This is a genomic window from Streptococcus sobrinus DSM 20742 = ATCC 33478 (assembly GCF_000686605.1).
GTDB classification, from domain to species: Bacteria; Bacillota; Bacilli; order Lactobacillales; family Streptococcaceae; genus Streptococcus; species Streptococcus sobrinus.
Genome location: NZ_JMLC01000025.1, coordinates 19,128 through 31,292, shown reverse-complemented (window position 1 = coordinate 31,292; position 12,165 = coordinate 19,128). Strand labels below are relative to the sequence as shown.

At 44.7% G+C, this 12,165-nt stretch carries 15 protein-coding genes; all 15 read right to left on the bottom strand.

Annotated features, from left to right (window positions below; translation table 11 throughout):
* Positions 1-220 (bottom strand): transposase (locus tag BS63_RS0108365; protein ID WP_028798539.1); only part of this gene is annotated, 220 nt, incomplete at its 3' end.
* A 74-nt stretch (positions 221-294) separates the two neighbouring features.
* A complete protein-coding gene (locus tag BS63_RS0108360) occupies positions 295-759 on the bottom strand; it encodes a DUF6119 family protein (RefSeq protein ID WP_002963277.1) in 465 nt (154 codons plus the stop codon).
* Between the two features lie 36 nt (positions 760-795).
* Complete coding sequence (yidD, locus tag BS63_RS1000000111900; RefSeq protein WP_002963278.1) at positions 796-1,044, bottom strand: membrane protein insertion efficiency factor YidD; 249 nt, start codon at positions 1,042-1,044, stop codon at positions 796-798.
* A complete protein-coding gene (locus BS63_RS0108350) occupies positions 1,041-1,766 on the bottom strand; it encodes a pseudouridine synthase (protein ID WP_002963279.1) in 726 nt (241 codons plus the stop codon). The genes yidD and BS63_RS0108350 overlap by 4 nt, the downstream gene beginning before the upstream one ends.
* Before the next feature lie 124 nt (positions 1,767-1,890).
* The gene (gene scpB, locus BS63_RS0108345; protein ID WP_002963280.1) at positions 1,891-2,445 is read right to left on the bottom strand and encodes an SMC-Scp complex subunit ScpB; all 555 of its coding nucleotides are present in this window, start codon (positions 2,443-2,445) and stop codon (positions 1,891-1,893) included.
* Positions 2,445-3,161 (bottom strand): segregation/condensation protein A, encoded by a 717-nt coding sequence (locus BS63_RS0108340; RefSeq protein ID WP_002963281.1) that lies wholly within the window; start codon positions 3,159-3,161, stop codon positions 2,445-2,447. Before BS63_RS0108340 ends, scpB begins: the two co-directional genes overlap by 1 nt.
* Entirely contained in the window at positions 3,151-3,912 is a 762-nt protein-coding gene (gene xerD / locus BS63_RS0108335; RefSeq protein ID WP_002963283.1) for a site-specific tyrosine recombinase XerD, read from the bottom strand. Before xerD ends, BS63_RS0108340 begins: the two co-directional genes overlap by 11 nt.
* On the bottom strand, positions 3,887-4,360 hold the full coding sequence (cbpB, locus tag BS63_RS0108330; protein ID WP_002963285.1) for a cyclic-di-AMP-binding protein CbpB: 474 nt from the start codon (positions 4,358-4,360) through the stop codon (positions 3,887-3,889). Before cbpB ends, xerD begins: the two co-directional genes overlap by 26 nt.
* Positions 4,357-4,878, bottom strand: a complete 522-nt coding sequence (locus BS63_RS0108325; protein ID WP_002963287.1) for a metallophosphoesterase — start codon at positions 4,876-4,878, stop codon at positions 4,357-4,359. Before BS63_RS0108325 ends, cbpB begins: the two co-directional genes overlap by 4 nt.
* Complete coding sequence (locus BS63_RS0108320; protein WP_002963288.1) at positions 4,857-5,828, bottom strand: nucleoside-triphosphate diphosphatase; 972 nt, start codon at positions 5,826-5,828, stop codon at positions 4,857-4,859. The genes BS63_RS0108325 and BS63_RS0108320 overlap by 22 nt, the downstream gene beginning before the upstream one ends.
* Positions 5,825-6,619: a glutamate racemase gene (gene racE, locus BS63_RS0108315; protein ID WP_002963289.1), complete on the bottom strand. Its 795-nt coding sequence runs from the start codon at positions 6,617-6,619 to the stop codon at positions 5,825-5,827. The genes BS63_RS0108320 and racE overlap by 4 nt, the downstream gene beginning before the upstream one ends.
* A gap of 266 nt (positions 6,620-6,885) precedes the next feature.
* Positions 6,886-7,125: a YneF family protein gene (locus BS63_RS0108310; RefSeq protein ID WP_002963290.1), complete on the bottom strand. Its 240-nt coding sequence runs from the start codon at positions 7,123-7,125 to the stop codon at positions 6,886-6,888.
* Positions 7,126-7,483: 358 nt separating this feature from the next.
* A complete protein-coding gene (locus tag BS63_RS0108305) occupies positions 7,484-8,728 on the bottom strand; it encodes a diaminopimelate decarboxylase (protein WP_002963291.1) in 1,245 nt (414 codons plus the stop codon).
* A 457-nt stretch (positions 8,729-9,185) separates the two neighbouring features.
* The gene (gene tuf, locus BS63_RS0108300) at positions 9,186-10,382 is read right to left on the bottom strand and encodes an elongation factor Tu (protein ID WP_019769452.1); all 1,197 of its coding nucleotides are present in this window, start codon (positions 10,380-10,382) and stop codon (positions 9,186-9,188) included.
* A gap of 348 nt (positions 10,383-10,730) precedes the next feature.
* A complete protein-coding gene (gene ftsW / locus BS63_RS0108295) occupies positions 10,731-11,987 on the bottom strand; it encodes a cell division peptidoglycan polymerase FtsW (protein WP_002963312.1) in 1,257 nt (418 codons plus the stop codon).
* Positions 11,988-12,165: the final 178 nt, after the last annotated feature.

Here is a 12,165-nt window from a genome sequence, read left to right as displayed (position 1 = left end):
GAACAGTCCCATATTTGGTTTCAAATTTCCGTGAATAGGTTCCATTACGACTATTCCCAGAATTATAGCCTACTTTATCGTAAGGTTCATACCCTAAAAAGGCTGATAACTCTGCTTGAAGCAGGTCATTCATAGCTGTTTCAAGAGAAGTACGGAAAAATTCATCAATATCTTGCTTTTGGGCTAGGAAGTTAAGTAGTTCTGTGGTAAACTGAGTCATAGGAATAAATCTCTTTCTAGTAATGTTTCGCAACTCTACTATAACGGATTTATTCCTTTTTGTGTTTACACAACTTATTTTACACTACCAAAAGCTTGTCTCTGTGTATCAATAAAATCAGAGGAAATATTTAATGTATTGACACTTTTTATACTTTCCTCAGAAATCAAATTAATAGCAGTTCGCAATCCGAAATTCTTCTTAATTGTTGAATCTTTAAGCATAGTTCGACCATATCCGTAGATAAAGCTAAAAATTTTATCACTGAATTTCAACATCAGCACTGCTTTATTTGACCTATTTTTATATTCATCCTTCTTCAATGAATCACTAGTATATGTGTTCAGTTCATCAATCCATTCAACTGAATTTTCTACAGTTTCTGAGATATAAATTCTTCCTTCATCTATGCTTTCAAATTTTTCGGTATCAAACTCATGATAATTTGAATCTTCGAATTCGTCTTTCAAACAAGCTTCAAAAGAGTCTTTATTATGTAACACAATACTGAACTTCTTAAACTTAGCCACTTTTAACATCCTTTCTTGCTCTTATTATATCAAAAAACCCAAGCCTTACTTAGACTTGGGTTCTCGATTTCTCTTCAAGGAGAAATGGTCGGGGACGGGGTCGGCACCGCCTTGGGCGAAGGGGTGACAGCGTAGGATGCGAGCTATTCCCATCAGAACTCCTACCAGGCCGTGTTTTTCGATGGCCTGAATCATATAATTAGAACAGCTTGGCTGGTAACGACAGGATGCTGGTGTCAAAGGTGAAATCAATTTCTGGTAGAGCCGAACGGGGGCAATCAGGAGCTTTTTCATTGGTGCTTGGTCACAGCTGCATTGTGGAGCTGGCTGACTTCCTTTTTGCTCAAGCGACGGGATTCCCCTGGTTGGAGGCCACGAAGATTGAGGGTCCCAAACTGGGTGCGTGAGAGCTTATCCACCAAGAGACCGACGGCTTGAAACATCTTCTTGACCTGATGGTTGCGGCCTTCATGGATGGTCAGCTCGACAAGCGAGCGGTTCTTATCGGGCTCAACCTTGATAATCTTGTAGCGGGCTGGGCCTGTCTTCTTACCATCAATGACGACACCCCTTGTCAGAGGTCGCAAGTTTTCCTTGGTGGCCAGTCCCTTGAGACGGGCCAGATAGACCTTGTCAATCTCATTGCGGGGATGAATCATCTCATCAGTAAAGTCCCCATCATTGGTTAAAATCAAGACCCCAGTCGTATCCCAGTCCAAACGACCGACCGGATAAATCCGCTCCTTGACATCGGGCAAAAGGTCGATAACAGTCTTGCGGCCCTTGTCATCAGAAACGCTGGAAATCACCCCCCGAGGCTTGTTGAGGAGGTAGTAAACCTTCTCCTCATTATAGACGGGCTGACCGGAAACCTCAACTCGGTCACCATTTTTGACATTGGTAGCCAGCTCGGTCACGACCTGACCATTGATGGTCACCAGTCCTCCTTTAATAAGCTCTTCTGCCTTTCTGCGACTAGCCAGACCAGCGTGGGCAATATATTTATTAATTCTCATAGTTTTCTTTCTTTTATACTCTTTAAAACTAAAAATCAGATTTAACTCACTTCGTTCGCAGATGTCCTATCACAAAGTATTTCTTACCTAGCAAACGAGTTCGGCTTTTGATTTTTTCTTGGGATTAAATATCATCCTCACTAAAGAGGGTCATCTCTTGGTCGACCAGCTCAATAGCTGAGGCATCAACCAGCTCATCTAGGCTATTGATACCCATATAGTCCAAGAAATAATCGGTGGTCGCATAGAGGTTGGGCCGGCCGATGACTTCCTTCTTGCCGACTTCCTGGATGAGGCTAAAGGCCTGCAACTTGGAAATAGCTCCGCTGGAATTAACCCCGCGGATGCTATCAACCTCGACCCGAGTAATGGGCTGCTTGTAGGCCACGATGGAGAGAACTTCCAAACTGGCCCGCGACAGGCTCTGATTGATAGGAGCCTTAGCATACTGCCGCAAAAGCTCTGCCTGATCCTCCTTGGTGACCAGCTTGTAACTATTGGACGACTCCAGCAAGCAAAGGGCACAGTCTTGATCCGAGCTGTATTTCTCAGCCAGCTTGTCCAACTGCTGAGTAACAGCCGTAACGGAAATATCCAGCAGGCTAGCTAGATTTCGCAGGCTAAGGCCATCTTCTCCTGCCACGAAGAGCAGGGCTTCAATTTGAGCTAAGTAAGACATTAAATCTGCTCTCCTTCTAGGGCTGTCAAGGTGACTTGCCCAAAGTTTTCCGTCTGTTGGGCTCGAACCCGACCGACCTTAATCAATTCCAGGGCAGCTAAAAAGATGGTGATGACCTCATTCATGGACTGGGCTTCTGAGAAGATTTGCCCCAGCTCGACAGATTTGTGGCCTGTCAATCGCGTCGCCACTAGCTCCATCATATCTTCAATCTTGTAGTCATCCCGCTCAATGGTGGTATGGCTGTTTTTGATTTCTTCTTGCTTGGTCGCCATAACCTTGGAAAAGGCTAGATAGAGATCCAAGGTTGTCTTATCGTGAGACAGCTGGGCATCCTCGTAAATCAGCTCCTGCTTGGGCTTGGAGAAATACTGGGCCCTGACTTCGTGCTGGGCCGCCAATTCCTTGCTGAGCTCCTTGTATCTCTGATACTCTTCCAACTGACTGAGCAATTCCTGCTCGGGATCTTCCTCTAACGGCGTTTCCTCCACCACTTTTGGTAGGAGCTTGCGGCTCTTAATCAGCATGAGCTGGCTGGCCATGACCATATATTCACCAGCAACTTCCAAGCGCATGGCCTGAAGGGTGGAAATATAGGCCAGATATTGCTCGATGACCTCAACGATGGGCACGTCATAAATATCCATTTCATATTTTGAGACCAGATGCAAGAGCAAGTCCAGTGGTCCCTCAAAATCTTTTAGTTTAATATCCATTCTTGTAATAGTGCTCCAAGGTTAAGGGGCTCTTGAGGCCCAATTTCTTAGCCAAATCCAAGAGGGAGGTCCCCTTTTGGACCTCTCGTAAAATATACTGTTCCCGCAATTTCTGGGCAGTCAAGTCGGGAAAGCCGACCTGGGCCAAAAACTCGTTGAGCTGGTTGAAAAACCATTGCCGAGAATAGGGCTGGCCCTTCTTATCAAAAATATAGGTCTGCTCTGCCAGGTCACCCTTAAGCTGACCAAGCCAGGTCAGCAGAACTTCTGGCAAAGGAAGAATCCTCACCTGGTCGGCCTTTTGCAGGCGAATGACCTGAAATTCCAAATCCAAGTCAGCCAGTTTAATACCAGCCATCTCACTGGGGGTTAAACCCAGCTCCAAAATTAAAAGAGCCATCCACTTACCTGGACTGGAGTCGGCTTGTGCAAAGACAGTCAGATCTAAGGCCTCCTGCTTCTTCGCTTCTGCTCTCACTTTCTCATGACTCTTCAAGCGATGGTAGCTGTCCACTTGTCCTGCTTCGTAGAGATAGAGAAGAAATTGATTAACGCTTGAGAGCTTGCGTTTGCGAGCTGAGGGCTTGAGTTCCCCCAGGGATTGCTGGTAGAGCTTAATCTTACTGGCAGAAATCTGGCCATCCACCTGCTGGGAAAACTGCTGCAAGTCATAGAGATAGGACCTGCGAGAATTCTCCGACAAATCTTTACTGGCAATAAAGTCCTTAAGACTCTGGGTCAACTGGTTCAATCTGATACTCCTGGGTAAAATTGTGCAGTAGGCTATTGATTGATTTGAGTACCTTCTTACGAGTGATGATGCCAAGGAAAATGCCTTGCTGGTCAATCACCGGTAAAAAAGGAAAATCAACAATCTTATGCAAAATTTCAGTCAAATCTGCATCATCGGTCAAAATTTCAATCTTGTGGTTGAGCATCTCAATAATCTCCAGCTCCATCAGGTCAGCTTCCGACAGAACTTTCTCTGCCTGATAGGCAAGAATATCTGCCATGGAAATGGTCCCCATATAGCGTTTATCCGTTGACATGACAGGAATTCTGGAATAGCCATTTCGAGTCAAAAGCAGCATGACATGGCCCACCTTGTGGTTGGACATGACCAGAGCTAGATCTTCAGCTGGCGTCAGATATTCTGGTACAAAAGGCTGGAGATAGGTTTCAAATTCTTTAGCAATCATCGCTCAAATTCCTGACTTAAACTTGGATAGAGTTGGTGGTTACGGGTATAATAGTCCACCTTAATGGTCTTATCTGTAATTTCAATCTTGGCATAGAGCTTCTCCATGACTTCCCCGCGAGGCTGCAAAACCGAACCTGGATTGACAAAAACAGTCTTACCATTTCGCCAAGCACTGGCCCGATGCAGGTGGCCATAGAGGCAGATATCAGCATCTACGGATTGGGCCCAAAGATCTAGACGCTCCCAAGTAAAATTAATCCCGTAGAGGTGGCCGTGGGTTTGGGCAATAATGGCATCGCCAAACTGGGTCACTAAGGACTCTGGATAACCGTTGTCATAGTCACAGTTGCCCCTGACGACCTTGATTCCCTCCCAAATAGGATCATTGGAGGGTAGCTCGGAATCGCCATTGTGAAAGATAGCATCGACTTTGCCCTGATACTGATCCTTAATGGTTTGGATAATGTCACGATCCCCATGGGAATCGCTCATTACTATGATTGTTCTTGTTGCCATGCTGGAAATACCTCCATCAACTTCTTAACAGCCAAACCACGGTGAGACTGAGCATTCTTTTCTTCTGCTGTCAACTGAGCTGCAGTTCGTCCGGTCTCGCCCACTAAAAAGAGTGGGTCATAACCAAAGCCATTGTCGCCCTTGGCTTCAAAGCCAATATAGCCTGGCCAATCGGCTTCAACAACCAAGCTCTCACGCTGGGGAGCTGCCACAACCAAGGTGGTGTGGAATTGGGCCGAGCGGTCCTTTTCCTCAAAAACCATGGCCAACTCATGCAGGAGTTTGGCATTATTTTGATCGTCACTTTCATTGGGTCCAGAGAAACGAGCCGACCAGACTCCTGGCAGGCCTCCCAGGGCATCGACCTTGAGGCCGGAATCATCGGCCAAAACCATCTGGCCAGTCAATTCGGCAATGGTCTCAGCCTTGAGTCGGGCATTTTCTTCAAAGGTCGTCCCCGTTTCCTCAACCTCGGGTAGGTCAGGATAATCATTGAGATTTTCAACTGCCAGGCCCAGCTTCTTAAACATCTGGCGAAATTCCTTGGTCTTGCCTTCATTGCGGGTAGCAATGAGAATCTTATCGCCTAGGCTAGCTTGCCCCTCTCCTGCAAAAAAGTCACTCAAGGGTAAGCCCTGCTCGGGCAGGTGAACCAGCCTTAGCTGCTGGCCTTCGCTAATGAGGATAGCTCCCTTGTGCTGCTTGATTTCTAACTGACGGCCCATGGCATCATTTATCATCTCGATGATAAAGGCCATGAGACGAAAGTCCGAGGAATAACGCAGTACCGAGACATCAAAGCCCTGCTCGCCTGAATTCAGTCCAGCTAGCTCATGCTCAATCTGGAAGAAATCCCTTTCCAGGCCCAAATTATAGATATTGGGAAAGTCGCTCCACTTACCGACAAACCAATCCTGATCGTCCTTGTATTCATAAATTTTATCCGTCATAGCTTCACATGCTCCACATTCAAATCCTGGCCCAGCCAATTCTCAGCAATTTCCCTAAAACTCTCAACCCCAGCCGTTGTGTAGAAATGGTGCTGACTAGCAGAAACCTCACGGCTGCGATTGAGCTGGAAATAATTGAGCAGAACAGAGACATCACGGATGGTCTCAGCCCCACTATCAATCAGTTTGACCGAAGGTCCCATAACATTTTGAATAATGCTCCTCAAGAGGGGATAATGGGTACAGCCCAAAATCAGAGTATCCACCTTGCCAACTAGGGGAGCCAGGCTCTCATAGACCACCTTTTTAGCGACACTAGAGGTCATCTGGTTGGACTCCACCAGAGGGGCAAAGCGGGGACAAGCCAAGCTGGTTACCTGCATCTGGGGAGCCAAATCAACGATTTTTTCCCGATAGATGTCGGACTTAACTGTCATGGGGGTCCCAATGACACCAATCTTGCCAGAACTTGTTGACTTGATGGCGGCACTAGAACCTGGCAAAACCACGCCCAGCACAGGAATAGCCAACTTTTCCTTAATTTCTTCCCAGACAACCGCAGTCGCCGTATTGCAGGCAATGACAATCATCTTAACATCCTTGGTCAAGAGAAAATCGACCAGTTGCCAGGTATAGTCACGGATCTGCTGGGCTGGTCTTGGACCATAAGGAGCCCTAGCCGAATCACCAATGTAAACAATCTCTTCGTGGGGGAGTTGCCGCATAAGCTCGCGAACAACTGTCAGTCCACCAACACCAGAATCCAAAAAGCCAATTGGTCTATTATCCATTGTTCACTTCCTAAAATGGGGAGTTTGTATAAATCCTTAGCTCAATGAGCCAGTAGCCTCCTATACTCAACGAAAATCAAAAATAGGATAGAACAAAGACTAGGCCTCTAAAGAGGCACAAAATCGTAGACTTGCTTGATCTCTTATATTTTGAAATTTTCGCAGAGTATTACTCCCATTCTCACAGTTGAAGACTTCTATCTCAGTCTTCAAACGACAAAAATACGAAGCTGAGGACTTCTGTCCCAGCTTCCTCTTCTCTTTGTTTATTTTTTCTTGTTTGCTTGTGCTTTTGATTGCTTGATGATATTGCGATAGGTTTGTTGAACCTTTGCCTCATTAGGCTTTTGGCCCATAGAAGACATCATTTCCCGAATCGCATCAGGAGTCAAACGAGGATATTCCGCAATTTCCTTTGTAAACTGCCGACGGGCAATGTAAGCCCCCAAAAGAACGCCACCCATCAGGGCAACAGCAATCAAAATAATAGCTAACCAAAGTGCCATGTCTTAATAACTCCTAGTAATTTTTTACATAATTGATTATAGCAAAAAAGGACGGTAAAAACAATTGACAAAGCAGGGCTATCATCTATTATTTAGCCCTGCTACGAGAATTGCTAGGGTAATTCTCTATGTCTCTCACTAGCTAAGTTTAGTTAGTATTATCGACTAACTAAACTTAGCGTCGCAACCTCAGAAAGTTATCTAAGTGCCACAGGCACTTGTTAAAAACACCAATCACTTTCGGTGATTTGGTTACCTGCCTTATGAACCAGTTAGAATTGGAACCAATGTTTGACGCAATCCATAAATTACAAAAAGCACCTGAGACTACTGTCACAAGTGCACTGGTGTATTCCTATTATCCTTCTAAGCCAAATCCATAAAGGGTGGCGAAATAGTCTTCTGGTTTTTCGGCTCTGCGGATGAGTTTGGCACTGCCGTCTTCTTGCAGGAGAATTTCCGCGGAGCGCAGGCGGGCATTGTATTGATAGCCCATGGAGAAGCCGTGAGCCCCAGTATCGTGAATGACTAGGGTATCGCCGACTCTGGCTTCAGGCAATTCTCGGTTTTTGGCAAATTTATCATTATTCTCACAGAGGGAGCCGGTTACATCGACCACCTGAAGCGGTCCCTCAGGGTTGCTGACGTTGGTAATGTGGTGGTAGGCATCATACATGGCCGGCCGCAGGAGATTGACAGCTGAAGCATCAACCCCGACATAGTGGCGATAGGTGTCCTTGAGGTGGAGGACCTTGGTCACCAGATGACCGTGAGAAGCCAGCATAAAGCGACCCAGCTCGGTGAAAATTTTAATCTGACCCAAGCCATTTGGCACGAGGATTTGGTCAAATTTTTCGTGAACCCCTTGACCGATGACAGCAATATCATTCTGCTTGTCAGCAGGGCTGTAGTCAATACCAACCCCGCCAGATAAATTGATAAAGCTGAGTTCTACACCAGTTTCTTCCTTGATTTCCAAGGCCAATTCAAAGAGCTGTCCAGCCAAGGTTGGGTAATAATCATTGGTAACCGTGTTAGAGGCCAGAAAGGCATGGAGACCGAAGTTTTTAACACCCTTGGCCTTGAGGTCCTTGTAGCCTTGCAATAATTGGGCCTTGGTCATCCCAAATTTGGACTCCTCCGGATGATCCATAATATCAGTCCCCAAGGCGAAGACACCGCCAGGATTGTAACGAAGGGATACGGTCTCAGGCAGACCCGCTACTTCTTCCAAAAAGGCAATGTGTTCGTAGGCATCCAAGTTAATCACAGCTCCAACTTCTCGGGCATAGATAAATTCTTCTGCTCGGGTGTCGTTGGAAGTGAAGCTGATATCCTTAAAGTCCAATTTCTTAGCCATCATGACTTCAACATCGGTGGCACAATCAACGCCACAGCCTTCCTCTTGAAGAATTTTCAAGATGGAAGGATTTGGCGTGGCTTTAACGGCAAAGTATTCCTTGAACCCAGAATTCCAGGCAAATGCCTCATTAACAGCTCGGGCAGTTTCGCGAATTCCTTTTTCATCATAGAGATGAAAGGGGGTTGGAAATTCTTTTGTAATCTGGTCTAATTGTTCTTTACTGACAAAGGGTGTTTTCATATCAACTGAATTCTCCTAAAAAATATTTAATCTATTATAGCATAGAAAAGGGAGGTGAACAAAAATCGCTATGGCCAAGCCATTGATTTACTTCGCTCTTTAATCTCCAGGTTCAGGAAGAAATAGTCTATCCCCAGTCTATTTCTTTTCAGCCCTCACAAAGTCGACTTGACATTTTCAACTGTCTTCCAGACTGTTGACCTATCACTTGTCTAGAAAGGACTGCGACGCAGAGATAAAACTATGGTTATAATAGTTTTTATCGTAGCTAGTGAGGAGGCTAGACTAGCATGATGATGCTTGCTGTTTGTCATTAACTACTTTAGTAGCAAGATGACTTTGTCGCATCGCAAATCACTTTTCTACCCAAAAATCATACAAAAAAGAAGCTGGTAGAAATTACCAGCCTCTTTTCATTTGTCTGACTTTTAATCGTTTTTCTGGGAACTTAAATCTCTTAAGCTTCGATTTCTGAAACGATACCTGAACCAACAGTACGTCCACCTTCACGGATAGAGAAAGTAGTACCTTGTTCAACAGCGATTGGGTGGATCAATTCAACGTCGATAGTAACGTTATCACCAGGCATAACCATTTCAGTACCTGCTGGCAATTCGATTGAACCAGTTACGTCAGTTGTACGGAAGTAGAACTGTGGACGGTAGTTGTTGAAGAATGGAGTGTGACGTCCACCTTCATCTTTAGAAAGGATGTAAACTTCACCCTTGAACTTAGTGTGTGGGTGGATTGAACCAGGTGCAGCCAATACTTGACCACGTTCAATTTCATCACGTTGGATACCACGAAGAAGCACACCAACGTTATCTCCAGCAAGACCTTCGTCCAATTGCTTACGGAACATTTCAACTCCAGTAACAACTGCTTTTTGGATATCGTCACGGATACCAACGATTTCAACTTCGTCGTTAACCTTAACAGTACCACGGTCAATACGTCCTGAAGCAACAGTACCACGACCAGTGATTGAGAATACGTCTTCGACTGGGAGAAGCAATGGCTTATCAGTATCGCGTTTTGGTTCTGGAATGTAATCATCAACGATGTCCATCAATTCCATAATCTTGTCTTCGGCAGCTGTATCACCTTCAAGAGCCTTAAGAGCTGAACCTTGAACAACAGGAATGTCGTCACCTGGGAAATCGTATTCTGAAAGAAGATCACGGATTTCCATTTCAACCAATTCAAGCAATTCTTCATCATCAACCAAGTCAACCTTGTTCATGAAGACGATGAGGTTCTTAACACCAACTTGGCGTGAAAGCAAGATGTGTTCACGAGTTTGTGGCATTGGTCCGTCAGTAGAAGCTACTACAAGAATAGCTCCGTCCATTTGAGCGGCACCGGTGATCATGTTTTTAACATAGTCCGCGTGTCCTGGTGCGTCGATGTGAGCATAGTGACGTTTTTCAGTTTCATACTCAACGTGTGCAGTGTTGATAGTGATACCGCGTTCGCGTTCTTCTGGAGCAGCATCAATAGATGAATAATCTTTTGGTTGGTTAACTGCTGAAGGCAAGCGACGTGCCAATACAGTAGTGATAGCTGCTGTCAAAGTAGTTTTACCATGGTCAACGTGTCCGATAGTACCAATGTTAACGTGTGGTTTACTACGATCGTATTTTTCTTTTGCCATTTAGGAAAAGCCTCCAATAAAATATATTTTATAGATAGACGGTAGGCAATACAGTCTAACTTTACCCTACTATTCTAACAAATTGTTCTAGAAATGCAAGCTTTTTACATAGATTTAACTAATTTCTTTTCTGCCCTTTTCCTTACTAGTGACGCTGATTTGACCACTTTATCACTCGAAAGGAAGACCGAGAAGGAAGTTAAAACAAAATCGCTCTTGACTGCCAGAAAACTCAGCATTGCCACTACTTCTCTGGCGATTGACAACCTTTAATATCGGCTATCCCAAATTGACCACTGATAGGCTGGCAGAAAAGAGACATGAAAAAAGCCGAACACTTGTTCGACTTTAGCTAATGACTTTAAATTCTTGGGTTTCAGCACGATGAATTTCCTCGGTTGCCTCTTGATAGATTTCCTCACGTTTTTCATTGGCATCAATATTAAGGACGATACCAACGGCTACAGATAAAAGCAAGAGGCTATTCCCGCCTTGGGATAGGAAGGGGAAGGTAACCCCCGTTGAAGGAATCAAACCTGAGATTCCGCCGATATTAACGAAAACCTGCATCAGCAACATGCCACCGATACCCAAGGCCATCATTGAGTTAAAGGAATTCTTGGCCTTAATACCAACCAGCATAATCCGCAAAATTAGGAAAAATACGAGAGCCAAAATTAAACCAGCCCCGATAAAGCCGAGCTCTTCAATGACAATTGAAAAGACAAAATCTGTTGTCGCTTCAGGTAAGTAACCATTTTTTTCAATGGAATTTCCTAAACCGCGGCCAAACCAGCCACCATTTGACATGGCATAATAGGAATGAGCTAGCTGTAAACCAGAATCAGCCAAATCCTTAAAAGGATTATAGAAGGCGGCAAAACGCTTAGCAACATAACCAAAGATTGGGACTTTAGACATGGTCTTAACACCGACAAGGCCGATGATTCCAAGGAAGACTCCAGATACAGAAACGACAATGCCCATCAGCGAGGCATACCAACGATAACCAATACCGCTGACAGAAAACATAACTAGGCCTGATAAGACAATAATTGAGGCATTCCCCAAGTCAGGCTGGATAACGACCAAACCAATCATCACAAGAGAATAAACCCGCCAGTCCTTGAGGTCATCTAGGCTTCGAGGGAACCAACGCCGTTTCGTTAAAGCCTGGTAGTCATAGTGTTCAATATCTGACTGCCGCCTCGAAAAGGTAAATGCCAGTAACCAAACCATAATCAACTTGAGATACTCAGCCGGTTGGAAAGTAATAGGGCCCAAAGAAATCCAGCCATTGGCTCCATTAATTTCTTCCGAGAAAAACTTGGCAAAAATGAGCAGGACTACTTCGACCATGAGGGCGGCTGTCAGGACATGCTTATTTTTCAAAAAGTTTAGTTTTAATCGATATATAAAGGTGATGGCCACTAGGCTGACCAGCCAGAAAGCTCCTTGGTTAATGACTGACTTGAAAGGATTCAAACCAAGCTTTATCAAGGAGACACTGGTCGTGGAATAAACCACAATCAAGCCAATCACGGATAGCACAAGATAAGGAATTAATATGGAATAATTCAACAAGTGCTTTTTGTCTATCTTCATGAATTCTCCAATACTTAACAAATCATATGCTTAAAAGTATACCATGTTTAAGGGCAAAATTAAAGACAAGAACTTGTAAATCGCTTCTGCTGGTTTTCTGGAATCTAGCTAAAAAGTGACGCTCATTTAAACAGAAAAAAAAGTCCACACCTAGGGTTGGACTTTCGAATATTAGACA

Coding starts and splice junctions, on each gene's coding strand:
- BS63_RS0108360 (WP_002963277.1), bottom strand. CDS start 759: ATGTTAAAAGTGGCTAAGTTTAAGAAGTTCAGTATTGTGTTACATAAT.
- yidD (WP_002963278.1), bottom strand. CDS start 1,044: ATGAAAAAGCTCCTGATTGCCCCCGTTCGGCTCTACCAGAAATTGATT.
- BS63_RS0108350 (WP_002963279.1), bottom strand. CDS start 1,766: ATGAGAATTAATAAATATATTGCCCACGCTGGTCTGGCTAGTCGCAGA.
- scpB (WP_002963280.1), bottom strand. CDS start 2,445: ATGTCTTACTTAGCTCAAATTGAAGCCCTGCTCTTCGTGGCAGGAGAA.
- BS63_RS0108340 (WP_002963281.1), bottom strand. CDS start 3,161: ATGGATATTAAACTAAAAGATTTTGAGGGACCACTGGACTTGCTCTTG.
- cbpB (WP_002963285.1), bottom strand. CDS start 4,360: ATGATTGCTAAAGAATTTGAAACCTATCTCCAGCCTTTTGTACCAGAA.
- BS63_RS0108325 (WP_002963287.1), bottom strand. CDS start 4,878: ATGGCAACAAGAACAATCATAGTAATGAGCGATTCCCATGGGGATCGT.
- BS63_RS0108320 (WP_002963288.1), bottom strand. CDS start 5,828: ATGACGGATAAAATTTATGAATACAAGGACGATCAGGATTGGTTTGTC.
- racE (WP_002963289.1), bottom strand. CDS start 6,619: ATGGATAATAGACCAATTGGCTTTTTGGATTCTGGTGTTGGTGGACTG.
- BS63_RS0108310 (WP_002963290.1), bottom strand. CDS start 7,125: ATGGCACTTTGGTTAGCTATTATTTTGATTGCTGTTGCCCTGATGGGT.
- BS63_RS0108305 (WP_002963291.1), bottom strand. CDS start 8,728: ATGAAAACACCCTTTGTCAGTAAAGAACAATTAGACCAGATTACAAAA.
- tuf (WP_019769452.1), bottom strand. CDS start 10,382: ATGGCAAAAGAAAAATACGATCGTAGTAAACCACACGTTAACATTGGT.
- ftsW (WP_002963312.1), bottom strand. CDS start 11,987: ATGAAGATAGACAAAAAGCACTTGTTGAATTATTCCATATTAATTCCT.